The sequence below is a fragment of the Pseudomonas syringae genome, assembly GCF_001698815.1.
Lineage (GTDB): Bacteria > Pseudomonadota > Gammaproteobacteria > Pseudomonadales > Pseudomonadaceae > Aquipseudomonas > Aquipseudomonas syringae_A.
On sequence record NZ_LGSI01000068.1, the window covers coordinates 277,416 to 295,863 of the forward strand.

General features: G+C 53.3%; 16 protein-coding genes. 14 read left to right on the forward strand and 2 right to left on the reverse strand.

Annotated features, from left to right (window positions below; translation table 11 throughout):
- Positions 1–3: 3 nt before the first annotated feature.
- The 3 genes from AFK24_RS24800 to copC all read left to right on the forward strand — a co-directional run bounded on the left by AFK24_RS24800 (position 4) and on the right by copC (position 3,427).
- On the forward strand, positions 4–846 hold the full coding sequence (locus tag AFK24_RS24800; RefSeq protein ID WP_065835740.1) for a DJ-1/PfpI family protein: 843 nt from the start codon (positions 4–6) through the stop codon (positions 844–846).
- Positions 847–938: 92 nt separating this feature from the next.
- Complete coding sequence (locus tag AFK24_RS24805; RefSeq protein WP_080482291.1) at positions 939–3,026, forward strand: TonB-dependent receptor; 2,088 nt, start codon at positions 939–941, stop codon at positions 3,024–3,026.
- 32 nt (positions 3,027–3,058) lie between these two features.
- Positions 3,059–3,427 carry a copper homeostasis periplasmic binding protein CopC gene (copC, locus tag AFK24_RS24810; protein ID WP_065835741.1) on the forward strand — a complete coding sequence of 123 codons (369 nt, stop codon included), beginning with the start codon at positions 3,059–3,061 and terminating at the stop codon, positions 3,425–3,427.
- 380 nt (positions 3,428–3,807) lie between these two features.
- On the opposite strand, the gene AFK24_RS24820 is transcribed toward copC, so the two are convergent.
- Entirely contained in the window at positions 3,808–5,976 is a 2,169-nt protein-coding gene (locus tag AFK24_RS24820; RefSeq protein ID WP_065835743.1) for a TonB-dependent receptor, read from the reverse strand.
- Between the two features lie 936 nt (positions 5,977–6,912).
- Between AFK24_RS24820 and AFK24_RS24830 the strand changes: the two genes are divergently transcribed.
- Positions 6,913–7,431 carry a GNAT family N-acetyltransferase gene (locus AFK24_RS24830; RefSeq protein WP_065835745.1) on the forward strand — a complete coding sequence of 173 codons (519 nt, stop codon included), beginning with the start codon at positions 6,913–6,915 and terminating at the stop codon, positions 7,429–7,431.
- A 113-nt stretch (positions 7,432–7,544) separates the two neighbouring features.
- Here AFK24_RS24830 and AFK24_RS24835 read toward each other — a convergent pair whose 3' ends face one another.
- The gene (locus AFK24_RS24835; protein ID WP_065835746.1) at positions 7,545–8,438 is read right to left on the reverse strand and encodes a LysR substrate-binding domain-containing protein; all 894 of its coding nucleotides are present in this window, start codon (positions 8,436–8,438) and stop codon (positions 7,545–7,547) included.
- A 285-nt stretch (positions 8,439–8,723) separates the two neighbouring features.
- On the opposite strand from AFK24_RS24835, the gene AFK24_RS24840 reads away from it, so the two are divergent.
- The 10 genes from AFK24_RS24840 to AFK24_RS24880 all read left to right on the forward strand — a co-directional run bounded on the left by AFK24_RS24840 (position 8,724) and on the right by AFK24_RS24880 (position 18,402).
- Positions 8,724–9,755, forward strand: a complete 1,032-nt coding sequence (locus tag AFK24_RS24840; RefSeq protein ID WP_065835747.1) for an ABC transporter substrate-binding protein — start codon at positions 8,724–8,726, stop codon at positions 9,753–9,755.
- An 82-nt stretch (positions 9,756–9,837) separates the two neighbouring features.
- Positions 9,838–10,920 carry an ABC transporter ATP-binding protein gene (locus AFK24_RS24845; RefSeq protein ID WP_065835748.1) on the forward strand — a complete coding sequence of 361 codons (1,083 nt, stop codon included), beginning with the start codon at positions 9,838–9,840 and terminating at the stop codon, positions 10,918–10,920.
- Entirely contained in the window at positions 10,917–11,816 is a 900-nt protein-coding gene (locus AFK24_RS24850) for an ABC transporter permease (RefSeq protein WP_080482292.1), read from the forward strand. The genes AFK24_RS24845 and AFK24_RS24850 overlap by 4 nt, the downstream gene beginning before the upstream one ends.
- A 1-nt stretch (position 11,817) precedes the next feature.
- On the forward strand, positions 11,818–12,615 hold the full coding sequence (locus AFK24_RS24855; RefSeq protein ID WP_065835749.1) for an ABC transporter permease: 798 nt from the start codon (positions 11,818–11,820) through the stop codon (positions 12,613–12,615).
- A complete protein-coding gene (locus AFK24_RS24860) occupies positions 12,612–13,712 on the forward strand; it encodes an NAD(P)/FAD-dependent oxidoreductase (RefSeq protein WP_065835750.1) in 1,101 nt (366 codons plus the stop codon). Before AFK24_RS24855 ends, AFK24_RS24860 begins: the two co-directional genes overlap by 4 nt.
- Positions 13,690–13,998, forward strand: coding sequence for a (2Fe-2S)-binding protein (locus tag AFK24_RS30220; RefSeq protein WP_080482293.1), 309 nt, complete (start codon positions 13,690–13,692; stop codon positions 13,996–13,998). The genes AFK24_RS24860 and AFK24_RS30220 overlap by 23 nt, the downstream gene beginning before the upstream one ends.
- Positions 13,995–15,428 (forward strand): NAD(P)/FAD-dependent oxidoreductase, encoded by a 1,434-nt coding sequence (locus AFK24_RS24865; RefSeq protein ID WP_065835751.1) that lies wholly within the window; start codon positions 13,995–13,997, stop codon positions 15,426–15,428. The genes AFK24_RS30220 and AFK24_RS24865 overlap by 4 nt, the downstream gene beginning before the upstream one ends.
- A gap of 80 nt (positions 15,429–15,508) precedes the next feature.
- Positions 15,509–15,871, forward strand: coding sequence for a RidA family protein (locus AFK24_RS24870; protein WP_065835752.1), 363 nt, complete (start codon positions 15,509–15,511; stop codon positions 15,869–15,871).
- A 25-nt stretch (positions 15,872–15,896) separates the two neighbouring features.
- Positions 15,897–17,429: a histidine ammonia-lyase gene (gene hutH / locus AFK24_RS24875; protein WP_065835753.1), complete on the forward strand. Its 1,533-nt coding sequence runs from the start codon at positions 15,897–15,899 to the stop codon at positions 17,427–17,429.
- Between the two features lie 91 nt (positions 17,430–17,520).
- The gene (locus tag AFK24_RS24880; RefSeq protein ID WP_065835754.1) at positions 17,521–18,402 is read left to right on the forward strand and encodes an alpha/beta hydrolase; all 882 of its coding nucleotides are present in this window, start codon (positions 17,521–17,523) and stop codon (positions 18,400–18,402) included.
- The last annotated feature ends 46 nt before the right edge of the window (positions 18,403–18,448 follow it).

An 18,448-nucleotide genomic window follows, 5' to 3' on the forward strand; every position in this document is an offset into this window, starting at 1 on the left:
ATCATGATTGATAACCAACGCCGTAATCTGATGCTTGGCGCGCTTCTCGCGCCCTTGGCGGCCAGTATTCCTCGTGCAGTCTCGGCTGCTGAAAAGCCGACTCACGAACACGCCATGCCCGACATGGACCGCGATATGGATAAAGTGCATTGGATAGGTGACGAGCAAATAGGAATGCTGATCTACCCCGGCATGACTGTCATGGACCTGATCGGACCACACTGCATGTTCGGCTCTCTTATGGGCGCCAAGATTCACATTGTGGCCAAAACACTGGACCCGGTGACAAGCGATGCGGGGTTGACGATTATCCCGAGTGCCACATTCGACACCTGTCCCCGTGACCTGACTGTGCTGTTCACCCCTGGAGGCACGGATGGCACCCTAGCGGCTGCGACGGATGCCGAGACCTTGGCTTTCATGGCTGATCGCGGCGCACGTGCGAAATACGTCACCAGTGTTTGTTCCGGTTCGCTGATCCTCGGCGCTGCGGGACTCTTGGCGGGCTACAAGGCAACTTCTCACTGGTCATGCCGGGATGCATTGGCCGGGTTTGGTGCGATTCCTACCGATGCCCGTGTTGTGCGCGACCGCAATCGAATCACCGGGGCAGGGGTAACGGCAGGGCTGGATTTTGGCCTCAGCATGGTCGCTGAGTTGCGCGATCAGACCTACGCCGAGTGCGCCCAGCTTATGAGCGAATACGACCCCGATCCGCCGTTCAATGCCGGTTCCATGAAGACCGCTCCGCCAAAGGTTAAGACCGCCATGATCGAACTGGTAGCCGATTTCACCAAGAAGGCAGAAGCCCTCTCGCGTTCGGCTAAACCCCCGGCTGCCATTTAAAGAGTACGTAGATCAAAAACGCACAGCACCTGCACGCGTTTAAGCGAAAGCAGTGTGTCTGCCGTACTACCTGGCCACTAGGAAACGTGTCCATGATTAACCGAAACAATCACTGTTTTGCACTTGCTCCATCTGCCCGTAAATCGACATTGCAGCACTGCTTGTTGGTCTCCGGTCTATTTACATTGCTGCCAATCGACGTCGTATTGGCCGAACAGACTCAGATCGCAGACTCGACACTGACCCTCGGCACTGTCAACGTCTCCAGCTCTGCCAGCGGACCTCTTTCTACGACCAGCGTATTGAGTTCGGTGGATATTCTGGGGGGGGATGTCATTGAAAAAATGCCAGTTGCGTACAGTTGGGAACTGTTTCGCCGTACCCCCGGCGTGACCATCACCGAGTTCAACCAAGGAACAACGTCCGGGAAAATCTCCTTCAGGGGATTCAATGGCGAAGGCGAAGTCAATGCTGTAAAGCTGTTGATCGATGGCATTCCGAGCAATAGCAACGACGGCAACATGCCGTTCATGGATATGATTTTTCCGCTAGATATCGACAGCATCGAAGTGGTGCGTGGTACCAGCGATCCACGATACGGGCTTAATAACATCGCCGGTAATGTCAACATCAATACTCGCATCGGTGGCGACTACACAAAAGCCAGATTGCGATACGGCAGCTACAACACCCAAGAAGCGCAGTTTGCCAAGGGTATTGAAAGCAGTAACTGGACGCAAAATTACTTCCTGGCGTACCAGAAAAGCGAGGGCTATCGGGATCACGCTCAGGCTGACAAATTCTCTTTGGGCGGCAAGTGGTTTTATACCCCTGACGATGAAAGCTATCGCATTGGCCTGATTGCCCGTCATTACGAAACCGAAGCCGAGGAGCCGGGTTACCTCACCGAAGACAATGCCCGTCGGCATCCGCGTATGACCAACGCTTACAACGCCACTGATAAAGGCACACGACGGATGAACCAGGTCAGTGTGCATTTCGACACTGACCTGACCGAGCAGTTGGCCTGGGGTGCAAAAACCTACGTCAATACCCTGGATGATCGCCGCTGGACGCAGTACTGGAGCAGCAGCTCGCAGCAGGAACGCGATACGTACGAGAAGCAATATGGTGCGATGAGCAACCTGACTTACCGGCCAGTGGTGAGTTGGCTCGACGATTTTGCACTGGAAGGGGGGCTGGATGTTCAGAAGCAGGACAACGAAAGCGAGCGCTATCGTACGTTGAATCGGACCCGTCAGTCGCAGACTCGCGGCCAGCAGTTTGATTTTGATACCTACGGTGCTTACGTCCAGGCGGTTATAAAACCCTTTGAATCGCTCAAGATCATTCCTGCTTATCGTGTGGACAAAATCCAGGGGGACTTTACCAATCAGTTGACCGGACTTGATTACGACATCAATGACTACGGGCTGATCAAACAGCCCAAGATCAGCGTGGTGTACTCACCTTGGAAACAGGCGAGCCTTTACGCCAACTGGGGCAGAACGTTTCAGGTAGGGACCGGCGCCGCAGCCTATAAAGTGCCGCCTCGGGATACCGATCTTGCTCCCTCAATTAATGATGGCTGGGAAACCGGTATCAAGTTTGCTCCAGCAGACTGGATCGATGGTCGTGTCGCCTACTGGCAGCAGGAAGCCAGTGGCGAAGTCAGTCGGCGCTTGAACGACCCTAGTGGCGAATCGGACAACGTGGGTGAAACACGGCGCTGGGGGTACGATTTGCAGATCAACCTGCACCCTGACGAGCGGACTGATCTATGGATGGCCTATTCGTGGCAGTACTCGAAGATCCTTCAACCCAGCGCCAGCTACCCTGACAGCAAGGGCCGTGAAATCGATCATGTTCCTCACCACCTCTACAGCGCCGGTGCCAACTATCAGTTAACCCCGGCATTGCAGCTCTCGGCCTGGATGAATGGTCAGACCAGCTATTACCTGGAGCGTGAAAATACAAAGGGAACCTATGGTGGATACGTATTAATGAACGTCGGCGCCACCTACAAGATCAGCCCTTCGATCAGTGTCGATATGCAGTTGAAAAACCTGACCAATCGTTATTACGAATATGTCTGGTATGACCCTGATGGCGCGGTCGCGTCGTTGCATTCACCGGGCGATGGCCGTGCCTTATACACAGGCGTCACCTTTGACTTCTAATCCAGCATTTACGTAAATCTGAGGAGAAAAACATGTCACACATTAGAATGGCATTGACCTTGGCATCACTGATAGCTTCACTGTCTTTCATGGGCACCGTATCAGCGCATGCTCATCTAAATACCGAGATACCGGCAGCTGAAAGTACTGCTTCAGGCCTCAAGGACCTTCGACTAAACTTCTCGGAAGGTGTCGAAGCCAGGTTCACCAAGGTCACGATCACTCGTGACGGTAACCCTGTTGCTGTAAAAAACATCGAAACTGATCCCTCAGATAAAAAACTGTTGATCGTAACGCCAGAGCAACCGCTTTCAGCAGGTGAGTACAAGGTTGAGTGGCATGCGGTTTCCGTGGACACGCACAAAAGCGAGGGGGACTACACATTCAAGCTTAAAGACTGAAGCAGGATGGCAGCAGTTGAGTGTGGCCTGCGAAATGATCCGCAGGCCACACTGACCACTGAGGTTTGCGTCAGTTGTGAGGAGCAATGCCGTAAATTCGACATCAAGCATGCCGAATGCAAAGCTTGCGCTGATGCATTCGCCTCCAGCCTGAGAGAGTACAAGGCGCTTACGGTAGCCCGAAAGCCATCGCTGATCGAAACCATCGGCTCCGGGGAGCACCTTCATTTTCGATAATGCAGGGCAATCGTAGTCAGCATCGCCCTGCGTCACTCTATAAACGTTCATCCCGTCTCGACGAGGCACTCATCATTCCGGTGATGAGCCGTTGTCGAATCTACGTCAGTTAAAGCACCTATTAGTGATCGTCGAACCGCAAGTCAAAATCGATACGTTTCCGTTAACTGAAGCGTTCTTGGCGGGCTTGGCATCAGTGTGTAGTCAAATGTCGCAGCGGTACCACCGGTGTAATACTCGCGGTCGAACAGGTTGAAGACGTTCAGCTGCGTCGTCCATGATCCGATCTTGTAGGACGCCATCAAATCGGTGCGAACATAACCGGAAAGCTTGAAGGTGTTAGGCAGTGTCGCTTCGCGCGAGCCCACGTAATAGAGGCCGCCACCCAGTTGCAGTCCTTCAACGTGCTCCAATTGGTAAGCCGTCCACAGGCTTGCGCTGTGGCGTGGGACACCACTCAGCACGTCGCCTGTTGGGTAGTTGCTATCACTACGCACTTTCGGCACGGTGTAGGTGTAACTCGCAGCTGTTTTCCAGCGGGGAGTGATATTGCCAGTTATGTCCAGTTCTACGCCTTGGCTTCGCTGCTTGCCCGTTAACACTTGGAGCAAAGGATTGTTCGGATCGGTGGTCAGAATGTGATTGCGATCTAGATTGAACACCGCCAGGTTCGCGTCTAGCCGGTCTTTGATCAGCTCGTGCTTGAGACCCACTTCGAACTGCTCGGCAACCTCCGCCTCGTAGGTCACGTTGCTGCCGCTATGGCCTACGTTTGGAGCATGACTCAGGCTCCAATCGGCGAAGTACGACGTACTGTCGGTCGCTTGCCATACCACTCCCAAGCGTGGAGATAGCGTCGACTGTTCTCCTTTCCCTGTTTCGCCGCCCGACTCCTTGGCCCGGTTCTCGAATCGGTCTGCGCGCAAGCCCACCTGAAGTGTGAGTGACGGTGTCAATCCGATTAGGTCCTGAATATACAACCCGTAATCCTTGCCTTGCGATTCGTGGCCAATCAATGGGTCGGCAGGCGTCAGACCTGAACGGTAATCAGGGTTGCTTAGATCCAAGGTCATCGTGGACACCTGTGAGCCTGAGTTCGCAAGTTTTTGCAAGCTATAGTCGGCACCGATCAGCAACTGGTGTTTGACGTCGCCGGTGAACACATCACCCACCAATTCGGCGCGGGTGCCGAACTGCCGCGAAGACTCATCTGCGTCGCTGTAAACGGAATAGTCGAGCAGACTACCAGTGGGGACTGTGCTGCCAGGAAAAGACTGAGTCGATCGCTGCCTTGCGTACGTGTACTGACCGGCGAGGCGCAGTTTCCAGGCGTCGGACAGCTGATGCTCGAACATCAGGGTTTCAGAAAGCGTGTCGTTCTTCCCATAATCACCATCAACTCCCGGATACATCTTGCTGGTGAGACCGTAGTAGCGTGTTCTGGACAGATCGCGATAGTTGGCGGCGGCAGGTACACCAAGATCGAATCCATTACGGTTGAGATGGTTGTACTCACTTAGCAGCGTAAGAGAGGTACCGTCGTGGTTGTCCCACGTTACGGCGGGTGCGAATGACCATGAATGATCACGGGTTTCATCGCGGAATGTTGCATCCTGCTCCGCAGACGCGTTGAGCCGCACGCTAACGTCGTCGCTTAACACTCTGTTCACATCCAGCGTACTACGCGCCATGTCGTATCGTCCTGCCGTACCACTAATCTCACCAAAGTCATTCCATTCCGGCCTTTTGGAAACAGTATTGATGTATCCACCAATCGCACCGATGCCGCCGTACAACGCGCCAGCGGGGCCCTTGAAAATCTCGACCTGATCAATGTTCTGTACATCGCGGAAAGCGTAGTAGCCGTAATTGCGGAAACCATCGCGCAGACCATTGCTTTCACTGAAGCCCCGGATGTTGAAAAAGGTTGCGCCGTTACCCCCGTAATTCGCTTCGGCATGTACACCGCTGACGGTGTCAGCTACCTGATCGATGCGGGTGACCCCTCGGTCTTTGAGCAGGTCGTTGGGAACAACTTGGATGGAGGCCGGATAATCCTTGAGTGGAACATCCGTTCTGGTGGTATTGGCGGACGTCGGCGTGATGTAGCTCGAAATTGAGGTGCCTACAACTGAGGTGGCTGGCAGGTCGACGGCAGGATAAGCGGACTCTGAGTGCGACGATGCGGTATCGCCAACATCCGAGGTGATGTTGTCTTTCGCTAGCACAAGGCCCGGTGTGCACAAGATTGCCGCAAGATAAAATTCAGAGGCGAGCGGGCACACAGGCCGCCGGATAAAGGTGCTGTTCATAGTGAAATTCTTTTGAGTTGGCAGCAATGCAACTCGCTGCCGCTCAAGGCAGCGCGTTACGATTCAGGTAGTTCCCCTATGTAATGTTCACGCTGAACCGCTCTGGCCAAAATCAGGGCCGAGCGTGCAAACAGCATGAAAGCAGGGGCATTAGGCCGGACTCATGGCGCGCGAGGTTGAAGGCTCAGTAATAGCGCGGTAGGGTGTGACAAGGGTGCCAGTCGGAGAGGAACAGGACGAACTTGTCGACGCCGCAGTAGCCAGGCCAACACTGTGAACAGCATCAACCCTAGCGGCAGCGAGGCGGCGAAAAAACAATCGCCGAAGAGAGAGTCCATGCCGTGCATAGGCGGCATGTCCTGGCTCGTAGATGCCTGACTCATGTGGTGGTGGGAGTGATCCATCACCATGGGATGCCCCATGGAAATTGCCTCATCAGACCGTGACGGCTCATTGGGGGCAAACATCTTCTGCAACATCTGCCCGTGCCCAATGCTGCACGCCATGCTGTTGAAGAGCACAAGGAGCAGCAAGGCTTGAGCTAGGTGGCAGAGAGAAGAACGGTACTTGTCCATGGCTGCGAAATGTATCACCGCCTCGACGGTAAGGCTAATTACTAACCGTCCTTTTGGAAGTTCCGCCCCTGTCACGCCATAGCCGGAATCTAATACGTAATTTGTCGTGAGGTTTCCGGCACGATCCAAATGGAAGTGTGACCGGAATCCACAGATCCTGTGCTTTCTGCCATTTATGACTGTCCGCTATGGGCTGGGTTTTGCCTGTCGCACCGTTTGCTTCGGGTCGAGCCCAGCCAGTCATGGAGATCATGTGCACTGGTCAAGTTGAATGCAGACAGGTGGTCAGGTCCATGCAAATACTCACCATACACTGAGTGGCCAGAAGGGCGGTTTTATACGCCGCCAAAGAGGAATAACTATGCATCGAACAACTGCTCGCCTGGTGTTAAGACCGCCAACCGCCGATGATCTGGAAAGTCTGTTCACCATCTACGGTGACCCTGCAACTCACCAGTTCAACCCTTTTGCTCCTCTACGGGATCTCGGCCAGGCCCAGGCCCTTCTTGATACATGGCTGTATCACTGGGAGAAAAAGGGCTATGGACAGTGGGCAGTTTCTACCTTTGAAGCACCGCAGACGTTGATCGGGTTCGGAGGGCTTGATGCACGAATGTACGTCGAAATTGAGTGTCTGAATCTCGGGTATCGATTTGCCGCCACTGCGTGGGGCAAAGGATATGCGACAGAACTTAGCCAAGCAGCACTTGATTACGGTTTTGAGGAGCTTGGATTAAACGAGGTCTTTGCGGTGGTGCGTCCCAACCATTCGGTCTCGATCCGTGTTTTGGAAAAGATAGGCATGCAGCGTGTCGATCTTTTGGATGATGTTCCAGGGCAGCCGCCTAGCCTGGTATTCAAAGCCAGACGGTCAGGATGAGACGCCAAGTCGCGCGAGCCCGCCGTAAGGAATCGCGCATAGTTGGTTTTTCAGGCTGAGCACTTGGCAGAATGGCTTCGATGCTCGGTCTAACGGGTCGAAACAGTAAGGCATTAAGGTAATGATGGTAATAGCTTTATCTTGTTTTTGACGAAAGTGAGAAACGCTTTTGTCAGGCGTGATGGTGTCATTCGCTCAGAGGTTACGATGCCGTATTCGAAGTCGATCACGGGTACGAATGGGCGTACTAACACCTTGGGACCCAAAGTGTTGGCTACTGCCGGGTCGATAATAGACACCCCTGCACCGCAGCTGACAAAGGAAGCAATAGCCGCTGAGAGATGGCATTCGATGCTTAGCTGACGCTCTATCTGGCGGTTCGCAAATAGCTCATCGATGATGCGTCGGGTGTCCAGTTCCTTGGGGAATGAGATAAAAGATTCGCCGGCTAGGTCCTCAGGGGTAATGCAGTCCCGCTCTGCCAGCCTATGTCCATGGGGCAAAATACATCGCATGGGCGCTGCAAAAAGCCGCTCTAGCTTTACGCCGGGTTGCCACGTCGTGTACGTAATAAATCCTACATCGCATTGCTCGTTAGCCACCATCTCGCTCACGGTCTTTGTTCCGTGAATTGCGAAAACCACGGTAACGCCCGCATGCAGCGAGATGAACTCTGAGATCCAGGCTGGGAGTAATCCTTCGGCCAATGCGGGGGCACAGCATACCGTCAACGCGCCTTTGTTGACCGAGCGAATCTGGCGCGCAGCATGAGCAATCCTCTCAACTCCGACAAAAGAGCGTTCTACCTCCCGATACAACAGCGCTGCATCCGAGGTCGGAAACAGCCGACCTTTTTCCCGTGTGAACAGCTTAAATCCCACATCCTCCTCAAGGTCGACAATCAATCGAGTAACGGCCGGCTGGGTGATGCTCATCATCTCCGCTGCGCTGGTGACGGAATGTCTTAGCATCACTGCACGAAAGGCTTCTAGCTGTCGATTTTTCATCTCTCTTCCTAGGCATCATATTTAGACATTTAAGCGCTCTATATTGGCGCGCTTACGCACTGTGCGGGTGCATTTACTAGAAATGGCTATTCTAATCTTTCTTCATTATGTCGATTTATATGGCTTCAAGAGAAGTAGAGCCTAATCGTTTGGCTTTGAAATTCACATAATATTTAGACATGGATCACGAGTAAAAGGTGATTGGATCTCCTGGCTGCAAGCGCAGACACTAGGTTTGCCCGGAATGTGCGGGCATCGATAGTGGCACTCAATTCAGGAGTCAACATGATCAGAAAGTTCGCCCCCGCACTCGTCGCGGCATCGCTGTTCGCAAGTCACGTTCAAGCCGATCAGCCCACTCTTTACGTTGCTGTTTTTGGTGGCTCTTTTGAGAAACTGCTCAAAGAGCAGATCGTGCCGGACTTCGAAAAGCTGACCAGCAGCAAGGTGATTCTGGTCCCAGGTGATACGACAACCACTATGGCACGCATGCAGGCTCAGAAAGGCAAGCAGACCTTGGACGTTGCCTTTCTGGACGACGGTCCAATGGCCCAGGCTGCTCAATTAGGTTATTGCGAGACGTTGACCGATGCACCGGTTTACAAGGAGCTATTCGACGTCGCTCACTTCAAAAGCAATAAGGCAGTGACCATTGGTCTTAACGGTACTGGCATTGTTTACAACGAGCGAGTATTCGCGGCCAAGGGATGGGCACCGCCCACGTCGTGGAAAGATTTGGCGAACCCTTTATACAAAGGGCACGTACAGTTCCCAAGCATCACGAACGGCTACGGGATCGAGGGCCTAGTGATGTTTGCGCGCCTCAATGGTGGGGGCGAGCAGGCCATGGAGCCGGGTTTTGCTGCGATAAAGAAGGACGTGGCACCTAATGTTTTGTCCTTCGATCCATCACCTGGAAAAATTTCCGAACTGTTCCAGAACGACAGCCTCTGGATTGGTGTTTGGGGGTCCGGTCGCACCCAGGCATTGCGCAATCAAGGCGTCCCGGTGAAGTTCGTCGCTCCTAAAGAAGGTGCTATGGCCTTAGGACTAAGTGTGTGCCCGGTCAAGCACGAGACCGTAAATGCTTTGGCTCAGAAGTTTGTCCAGTACACCTTGAGTCCGGAAGTCCAGGTCCTTTTTGCTGATGGAGAAGGTGTGGCGCCGGTCAATAAGAACACCAAGTTACCACCTTCAGTTCAGGCAAAGGTTCCAGATCAAGAGACCGTTGCGGGAATGCTCAGCGTTGATTGGGACGTGGTAAATGCCATGCGACCTGCTTGGATACAGCAGTGGAATCGTCAGATCGAACAATAAAATCTACATAACAGGCGGTGCGGCTGAAAGCCGCCCTGCCTGAGATGGCATCTGTACGGACAAGCAAAAAGCGAGTCAGCAAATGAGTTATTTGATTATCGAAGGCCTGAGCAAGTCCTACGGGGATGTGAGGGTCCTGCATGAAATCAATCTAAATATCGAACAGGGCGAATTCATTTCGCTGCTTGGGCCCTCGGGGTGTGGAAAGACAACTACGTTGCAAATGATCGCAGGCTTCCTTGAGCCCAGCGATGGCGATATCCGTTTACAGGGCAAGTCGTTATTGGGTCAGCCGCCAGCCCAGCGTGGCTTAGGCGTCGTTTTTCAAAGTTATGCGCTGTTTGCGCACATGACTGTTCGGGAAAATATTGAATTCGGCCTCCAAATGCGCGGGGTTGCACGGGCCGAGCGAACGCGCCAAGTAAACCAGTCACTGGAGTTGGTGCAACTGGGCGCCCATGCTGACAAGTTTCCGCGAGACCTTTCCGGCGGTCAGCGGCAGCGCGTCGCATTGGCCAGGGCTTTGGTCATTAAGCCACCGTTGCTTTTGCTAGACGAACCTCTATCCAATCTGGACGCCAAGCTGCGTCACGATATGCAGACTGAGCTGCAAAGTATTCAACGCCAAGTGGGGACAACCACGATCATGGTCACTCATGATCAGGATGAGGCCTTGGCCATGAGCGATCGAGTTGCCCTTCTAGATCGTGGTCGCATTGTGCGCTTTGATAAACCCAATCATCTCTATGACGATCCAGGTTCGCGCTTTGCTGCTGATTTCATCGGCCGCGCCAATCTGTTAACTGGCGAGGTCGTGCTGCGGGGCAGTCAGCGACAATTCGTCTGTGGCGTAGGCAGTCTTAACCTCAATGCTGAAATCCCCTGTGGTCGCGCGACGTTGTCCTTGCGGCCTGAGCGAATTGACCTTGTTGATAGTTCGAATGCCGTTCTTCGCGGTCAGGTAATGGGATGCGTGTTTAAGGGGAATTGCTGGCTGGTCACGGTCATGACCGAGCTTGGGGTTCTGCATGTTATGCGTGCCAATCGCGGTCAGCTTGCCGTGTTGCCTGGTGAACATGTCGGTCTAGCGTGGGAGCCTTCGGCTCTACGTCACTTGATTATTAGTAATGATTCAGCAGCGACCTCTTCTGGGGTGGAACCATGAATCAAGTGTCTGTATTGGCTCCTCGGCGGAAAGCTTTCTCCTTTAGTAGCCGTGCACTGTTACTGCTACTCCCAGCGAGTCTATTGTTCATCGCTCTCCTCGCAATTCCAATGTTGATGATGGGCGAATTAAGCCTGTACAGTTTTGATATAACTACCAGCACCACGTTGCCTGCCCGCTCGTTGCACAACTACGCCTTAGTGCTAGTCGATCCTTATTACCAAACGATTTTTCTGCGCACCTTTGGGCTGGCGTTAGCTGTCACAGTGGGCGCAGTGGTGCTTGGCGTCCCAGAGGCTTACATCATCTATCGGATGCGGCCCCGCTGGCGTACGTGCTTCCTGATCCTGACCTTGGCTCCGTTGCTGATCTCTGCGGTTGTCAGGACTCTCGGCTGGTCGATCTTGCTCAGTCAGAACGGGATCATTGGTAGCGTGCTCGTGTGGTTGGGGCTGATGGATAGCAATGCACAACTGCTGTTCTCGTTTTGGGCTGTGGTTGTGGTTCTGATCCATGCCTTAGTGCCGTTGGTCATTTTGTCAGTCTGGACCTCGTTGCAAGGCATAGACCCTCAGAGTTGTGATGCTGCCCTTAGCCTGGGTGCTGGGCAACTGGCGGTCTGGCGTCGAATCGTATTGCCCCAAGTGTTGCCTGGTGTGTTGTCCGGGAGCCTGATGACATTCGCCCTTAGCGCTAGTGCGTTTGCTACCCCGGCGCTGATTGGCGGCCGACGTTTGAAGGTCGCAGCAACCGCTGCTTACGATGAGTTTCTCAATACCCTGAACTGGCCGATGGGCGCGACCATCGCGGTTCTATTGCTGCTGATTAACCTTCTGGTGATTGGAGTGTACGGCAAGTTAGTCGAACGTCGAATTCAAAAACGGCTGGGGCGCTGACATGAACAAAAATGGAGTCTTGGCGCTCGTTTTTCACAGCATTTTTTCAGTGTTCCTGGCAGCACCTTTGGTCGTCGTGTGTCTGGTCGCTTTTACACCGGACAACATGTTGACCATTCCGACACTGCACTTTTCACTGCGCTGGTTCGTAGCGCTGTTCAATGACAACGGTTTTATCACTGCATTCTGGAACAGCATTATTCTGGCGACTCTTTCCGCGACAGGGGCTGCGCTACTAGGTGTTCCTGCTGCTATGGGATTGTCTCGTTACCAGTTTCCCGGTCGGGCGGCTCTGAACGGTTTGCTGTTGTCGCCGTTGATGATTCCTCCTGTAGTTCTCGGCGTTGCGTTGCTGCGGCTATTTAATGAATTCAACGTGAACGGTTCGTTTAGCTCGTTGGTATTGGCTCACGTGATGTTGATCTTTCCTTACTCGCTGCGCCTGATCATGGCGTCGATGGTGAGTCTTTCTCGTGAGCCTGAGCATGCAGCGTTGTCTCTGGGCGCTAGCGCCTGGACGACCTTTCGGCGCATCACGTTTCCCTCACTTCTCCCTGGAATACTTGGCGGTTGGGTGCTGGCGTTTGCTAGCAGTTTTGACGAACTGACTGCAACCATATTCCTCGCTTCCCCCGCGACAATCACCTTGCCAGTGCGGATCTATATGAGCATGACCGAAACCGTTGATCCCATGGTAGCGGCCGTGGCAGTCGTGATCATCGCGGTGACCTTGGGCTTAATGATCGTGCTTGACCGACTGGTAGGGCTGGACAAAGTTTTAATGGGAAAAAAATCATGAAGATCGATTACGACTACGTAGTGGTCGGTGGCGGGCTGGTGGGGATGGCCATCGCTTATGGACTGGCTAAACGAGGTGTCAGAACTCTGGTGCTGGATGGCGAGGACTCAAGCATACGCGCCGCCCGAGGCAACTTCGGCCTGGTATGGGTCTCGAGTAAGGGTTCCAAGCAAATCGATTATGCACGCTGGTCATTGGAGTCCTCGCAGCTTTGGCCCGGCTTCTGCCAAGAACTTGAAGACGCCAGTGGTATGAAACTGGGGTACGAAAAACCCGGTGGAATGATGATCGCGATGAGCGAGGAAGGTCTGGCCAGCAGTGCAGCGGGGCTGGCAAAGCTCCATGCGCAAGACAACAGATTGACCTATGAAGTCCTCGACAACGCGCAGTTGAAGGAGCGTATACCAGCGATCGGCGCCGACGTGACCGGGGCCGTCTATTCGCCCCACGACGGGCACGTCAGTCCGCTCTATACATTACGGGGCCTGTTCGCGGCCTTTGAGCAGGCCGGAGGCGTCTATAAGACCGACTCACGTGTCGATTTGATTGTTCCGCATGAGGGTGGTTTCCGGCTAACCGTGGGCAAACAGGTAATTGATGCTGGAAAAGTTGTTCTGTGTGCCGGCCTTGGGAATCGTGAATTGGCACCTATGGTGGGCCTGCGCGCTCCTGTAGTGCCGCTTCGGGGGCAAATTCTAGTGACCGAGCGGGTTAAACGGTTCCTTGATTACCCGACCATCTCTGTACGCCAGACGGCCGAGGGTTCTCTGTTATTGGGAGAGTCCGCTGAAGATGTGGATATGGATGACGGTGTAACCCCTGGGGTCATCGCTCATATCGCACAGAAAGCAATTGCGCCGTTTCCCATGCTCAAAAACGTCCGCGTTGTACGAGCTTGGGGTTCGCTGCGGATTATGACCCCTGACAGCATGCCGATTTACGAAGAATCACTCACCCATCCTGGTGCGTTCGTTGCCATGTGCCATAGCGGCGTGACGCTGGCGGCAGCCCATTGCGAAAAACTCGTGCCCTGGCTGATGGGTGCTCCACGTCCCTCTCTTCTCGATTACTTCTATGCCAAACGTTTCGTTATTTAACGCGCGCGCTAGTGCGCCATCCACTCAGGTTTCAATCCTGATAAATGGGCATGACTTTTCCGTGCCTGAATACATGACAGTAGCGGCTGCGCTGCTGAGTGTAGGCATCACTCAGGTTCGCGAGACACCGGTGTCGAATGCACCGAGGGCACCGTTCTGCATGATGGGTGCCTGTTTTGAATGCCTGGTGGAAATTGACGGGGTTCCGAATCAACAGGCCTGTATGACGCTGGTGAAGCCCGGAATGACGATTCGATCCATGATCGGAGCCAGGAGTCTCAAATGAGCATGATCCATGTTGACCTTCTAATCATCGGCGCAGGCCCTGCTGGTATGGCCTGTGCGTTACAGGCCAAAGAGGCGGGCCTTGACGTATTGTTAATGGATGAAAATCCCCTGCCTGGGGGACAGATTTATCGCAGCGTCTCCCAGTCTCCTCTGGCTGACCCCATTTTGTTGGGCAAAGACTATACCGCTGGTGCGGCGCTGGTAGAGCGTTTCCTAGCCAGCAGCGTTACCTACTGGCCAGATACCTTGGCGTGGCAAATTACCCAGGACCGGCAAGTTAGCTTTACTCGCAATGGACCTAGTGGCGGTAGTGGCCAGATTCAGGCTCGCGCATTAGTGATCGCTAATGGCGCTCAAGAGCGGCCCTCTCCATTTCCGGGCTGGACATTGCCTGGCGTTATGGGAATCGGCGCGGCTCAAACGCTGTTGAAGTCAGCGGCGCTTTTACCGAGCAAGCGCGTTGTACTCGCTGGAAGCGGGCCGTTGCTCTATTTGTTTGCCTGGCAATTGATAAGGTCGGGCAGTTCCGTGGCAGCGATTCTGGACACCACTCCACGAAATAATCGTCTTCCTGCACTTCGCCATTTGTTTTCAGCGTTGCGTGCCCCAGGATATTTACTCAAAGGGCTAGGTCTATTAAGGGCTATTGCCGCAAGTTCTATCCCGCATATCCGTCAGGTCGAAACGCTGGAAGCGCGGGGCGATGGCGCAGTAGATAGCGTTCGCTACTCCGTAAGCGGGTCCTTCACGGATATTGACTCTGACCTACTGCTGGTCCATCAGGGGGTCATTCCAAACGTTCAGTTGTCCCGCTCTCTGGGTTGTGAACACCGTTGGGACGAGGTGCAATTATGTTGGCGCCCTGATGCTGATGTTTGGGGTGAAACGTCACTGGCGGGAGTTTTCATCGCGGGTGACGGTGCAGGCATTGATGGCGCGAAGGCCGCGGAGCTTTCCGGCGCACTGACGGCACTACGGATCAGTCAACAACTTGGATGTTTGACAGAGAACGTCCGAGATATACGGGCGGTCAAGCTACAACGTCAGTTAAATCGCCATCAAGCCATACGGCCATTTCTAGACACGTTGTATCGCCCCGCAGACATTTTTCGTCGTCCCGCAGACCAGACCATTGTTTGCCGGTGCGAAGAAGTCAGTGCGGGTGATATCCGGGCGATGAGCCGACTCGGTTGCAGTGGGCCTAATCAAACGAAATCATTTTCGCGTTGCGGCATGGGCCCATGTCAGGGGCGCATGTGCGGCCTCGTTGTTGCTGAACTCTTGGCCGAGTGCACAAAGGCAACGATGCAGAAGGTGGGTTACTACCGGATTCGTCCTCCGATCAAACCAGTACAGCTAGTTGACTTGGCAAACGCTTATGTTCCGGATGTGAATGCGGTCCCGTTGAAAGAGTTTGCACCTAAGTAGCTTGATGTCTGTTTTAGATCGAAGTGCATGCCTTGGGTGGTTTCTGAGTTTCCTTATTATCAATCCTTCAGGAGTTTAAAGTGAAAGATATCGTTCGTATCGACTGTAATCACCGTATGAGTCGGGCCGTCGTGAGTAATGGTTTTGTGTTCGTTGGCGGCCAAACGGCCGCAGATTCTTCACAGGATATCAAAGGCCAGACCGCCCAAGTATTGAAAAAAATAGACGGATTCTTGGAAAAGGCGGGAGTAGACAAAACCCGCATTGTTTCCGCGCAGATATGGCTCGCAGACATTAAGTCCCATTTTTCGGACATGAACGAGGTATGGGATGCGTGGGTGCCGCAAGGGCATACGCCCGCCCGTGCTACGGTCGAGTCGCGACTGGCTTTGCCAGAGCTGCTGATAGAAATCACAGTTGTAGCGGCTGTCTATTCTTTCTAGGTCAACACCGTTTTAGAGGAATTCTATGAACAAGCTCGAAATAACTCCTGGGCAAATGACCTTGCGGGAGTTGAGGAGTGTCTACGCCAGCCCTACAACCGTGACGCTTGCGGAGCACGCTTCAGACGATATAGCGGCGAGTGTCCACTGCGTCGAAAGCATCCTCAGCGAGGGGCGTACAGCTTATGGAATCAACACCGGTTTCGGATTGCTCGCTTCTACGCGAATTGCAACTTCTGATCTTGAAAACCTTCAGCGCTCGCTAGTACTTTCCCATGCCGCCGGGGTTGGAGAGGCGTTGGATGACGCTATGGTTCGACTGATCATGGTCCTGAAGGTCAATAGCCTCGCGAGGGGGTACTCGGGAATTCGCAAGATTGTTATTGATGCCATGATTTCTTTGATTAACGCTGAGGTGTACCCACACATCCCAGCGAAGGGCTCTGTAGGCGCCTCAGGCGACCTGGCACCGCTGGCGCACATGTCCTTGATTCTCATCGGTGAAGGCAAAGCCAGATTCCAAGGGCGTTGGGTGTCTTCGGGTGAGGCGCTGCAATTAGCCGGAATTGAGCCTGTCACGCTTGCGGCCAAAGAAGGCCTAGCGCTTTTGAATGGCACTCAAGTATCAACGGCATTCGCGTTACGTGGACTGTTCGAAGCGGAGGACTTGTTCGCGGCAGCTACGGTATGCGGTGCCTTGAGTGTAGAGGCCCTATTAGGCTCTCGTTCTCCGTTCGATGCTCGTATCCATGAGGCACGAGGGCAGCTTGGACAGATAGCTGTGGCCAGCGCCTACCGTGAGCTGCTGACGCCTTCTACTGAGATCTCTGAGTCGCATGTTGAGTGCGGTAAGGTTCAAGATCCTTATTCACTGAGGTGCCAACCGCAGGTCATGGGGGCGTGTATTACACAACTGCGTAACGCTTGCGACATCTTGGCAATTGAATCGAACGCCGTATCAGACAATCCACTCGTCTTCGCAGACGAGGGGGATGTTATCTCTGGTGGGAATTTCCACGCAGAGCCTGTCGCTATGGCAGCAGATAATATTGCGTTGGCAATCGCTGAAATTGGGGCTCTATCAGAAAGACGTACATCCTTGATGATGGACAAGCACATGTCGCAGTTACCCCCATTTCTGGTCGCCAACGGGGGAGTAAACTCAGGCTTCATGATTGCCCAAGTCACCGCTGCTGCATTGGCGAGTGACAACAAGGCGCTTGCCCACCCGCATAGCGTTGACAGCCTGCCGACGTCTGCTAACCAGGAGGATCATGTGTCGATGGCACCCAACGCAGGACGCCGGTTATGGGCGATGGCAGAGAACACTCGAGGAGTTATCGCGATTGAATGGTTAGCGGCTTGCCAGGGACTCGACCTACGCGGCGGGCTGAAAACTTCTCCAGCACTAGAGCGCGCTCGAGCGATTTTAAGGGAGGAGGTTACGTATTACGAAAAGGATCGCTTCTTTGCTCCTGATATTGAAGCTGCTACAACGTTAATTGCGAATAATGCCTTACATAGTCTCGTGCCACGAAACCTGCTGTTTACTGTTTAGTTCTAAAAATTGATTTCTTCCCCGTCCTGACGAGTTGAGTCTTGTGCTGAAGTGCTCATAGTCATACCGGTAATTCAAAAGGAATTAGAATATGCGCGTCCTTGTACTGGTGTTTTTGCTACTGATGTCGTTTTTTTCAATCGCGCAGGCTGCGATGATCAAAGTATCCGATGATCTGGATATTCACTATGAAAGCTCTGGGCAGGGGAAGAACGTCATACTTCTTGTTCCAGGGTGGACAATGAGTACGGAAGTGTACGTACATCAGTTGGAGCATTTCAGAGACTCTAAAGATTATAGGTTAATCGTCCTCGATCCTCGGAGCCAGGGCTTATCCACCGATACAGTTGAGGGGAATTTCTACGAGCAGCACGGTCGTGATATTGCTGCCTTCATGAAAGCCCTTGGCTTGCATGACGTTGTGCTGGGCGGCTGGTCTTACGGAGGCTTTGATGTCTTAGCGTATGTGCATCAGTTTGGGACTGACAACCTCAAAGGGTTTATTATGATGGACTCTGTCCCAAAATGTCTTGGGAGTGACGATCCAAAGAATCCGAATGACTGGTATTGGTTTAAGTCTGATGGCTCGGACGGAGTACGGGAGCACTTCACCCAAGGCGTATTATTGCATCGCGAGCAGCTCAACGATGAGTTCGCCCGTTACATGGTTGATAATCCACATCCAGAATACATGAAGTGGATCACGCGGATTAGCAATCAAACGGGGGATGGTGTTGCTGCTTTATTGAATGAGTCTGGCTCATATCAAAATTACGAGATGGACCTCAAGGGGATGGAAGGCAAGGTGCCCTTGTTCTACTACATGAGTCGAAAAAGTCAGAGTGTTGATAAGTGGAGCAAAATTAATACCCCATCAGCAATGATAGTGAAATTCGGAAAACATTTATCTTTTTGGGAACACCCAGAGCATTTCAATAAAGCGCTGGACGAGTTCCTGGCGATGATCAAGTAGTGCTAACGCTACCTGGGGAGGACTGACGTCTCCATGGCTCTGATTT

What these genes read in the sequence shown, in the direction of transcription:
- AFK24_RS24845 (WP_065835748.1), top strand. Translation starts at nt 9,838, where the DNA reads ATGAGTTATTTGATTATCGAAGGCCTGAGCAAGTCCTACGGGGATGTG.
- AFK24_RS24880 (WP_065835754.1), top strand. Translation starts at nt 17,521, where the DNA reads ATGCGCGTCCTTGTACTGGTGTTTTTGCTACTGATGTCGTTTTTTTCA.
- AFK24_RS24860 (WP_065835750.1), top strand. Translation starts at nt 12,612, where the DNA reads ATGAAGATCGATTACGACTACGTAGTGGTCGGTGGCGGGCTGGTGGGG.
- AFK24_RS24865 (WP_065835751.1), top strand. Translation starts at nt 13,995, where the DNA reads ATGAGCATGATCCATGTTGACCTTCTAATCATCGGCGCAGGCCCTGCT.
- AFK24_RS24800 (WP_065835740.1), top strand. Translation starts at nt 4, where the DNA reads ATGATTGATAACCAACGCCGTAATCTGATGCTTGGCGCGCTTCTCGCG.
- hutH (WP_065835753.1), top strand. Translation starts at nt 15,897, where the DNA reads ATGAACAAGCTCGAAATAACTCCTGGGCAAATGACCTTGCGGGAGTTG.
- AFK24_RS24840 (WP_065835747.1), top strand. Translation starts at nt 8,724, where the DNA reads ATGATCAGAAAGTTCGCCCCCGCACTCGTCGCGGCATCGCTGTTCGCA.
- AFK24_RS24830 (WP_065835745.1), top strand. Translation starts at nt 6,913, where the DNA reads ATGCATCGAACAACTGCTCGCCTGGTGTTAAGACCGCCAACCGCCGAT.
- AFK24_RS24855 (WP_065835749.1), top strand. Translation starts at nt 11,818, where the DNA reads ATGAACAAAAATGGAGTCTTGGCGCTCGTTTTTCACAGCATTTTTTCA.
- AFK24_RS24820 (WP_065835743.1), bottom strand. Translation starts at nt 5,976, where the DNA reads ATGAACAGCACCTTTATCCGGCGGCCTGTGTGCCCGCTCGCCTCTGAA.
- AFK24_RS24835 (WP_065835746.1), bottom strand. Translation starts at nt 8,438, where the DNA reads ATGAAAAATCGACAGCTAGAAGCCTTTCGTGCAGTGATGCTAAGACAT.
- AFK24_RS30220 (WP_080482293.1), top strand. Translation starts at nt 13,690, where the DNA reads ATGCCAAACGTTTCGTTATTTAACGCGCGCGCTAGTGCGCCATCCACT.
- AFK24_RS24850 (WP_080482292.1), top strand. Translation starts at nt 10,917, where the DNA reads ATGAATCAAGTGTCTGTATTGGCTCCTCGGCGGAAAGCTTTCTCCTTT.
- AFK24_RS24805 (WP_080482291.1), top strand. Translation starts at nt 939, where the DNA reads ATGATTAACCGAAACAATCACTGTTTTGCACTTGCTCCATCTGCCCGT.
- copC (WP_065835741.1), top strand. Translation starts at nt 3,059, where the DNA reads ATGTCACACATTAGAATGGCATTGACCTTGGCATCACTGATAGCTTCA.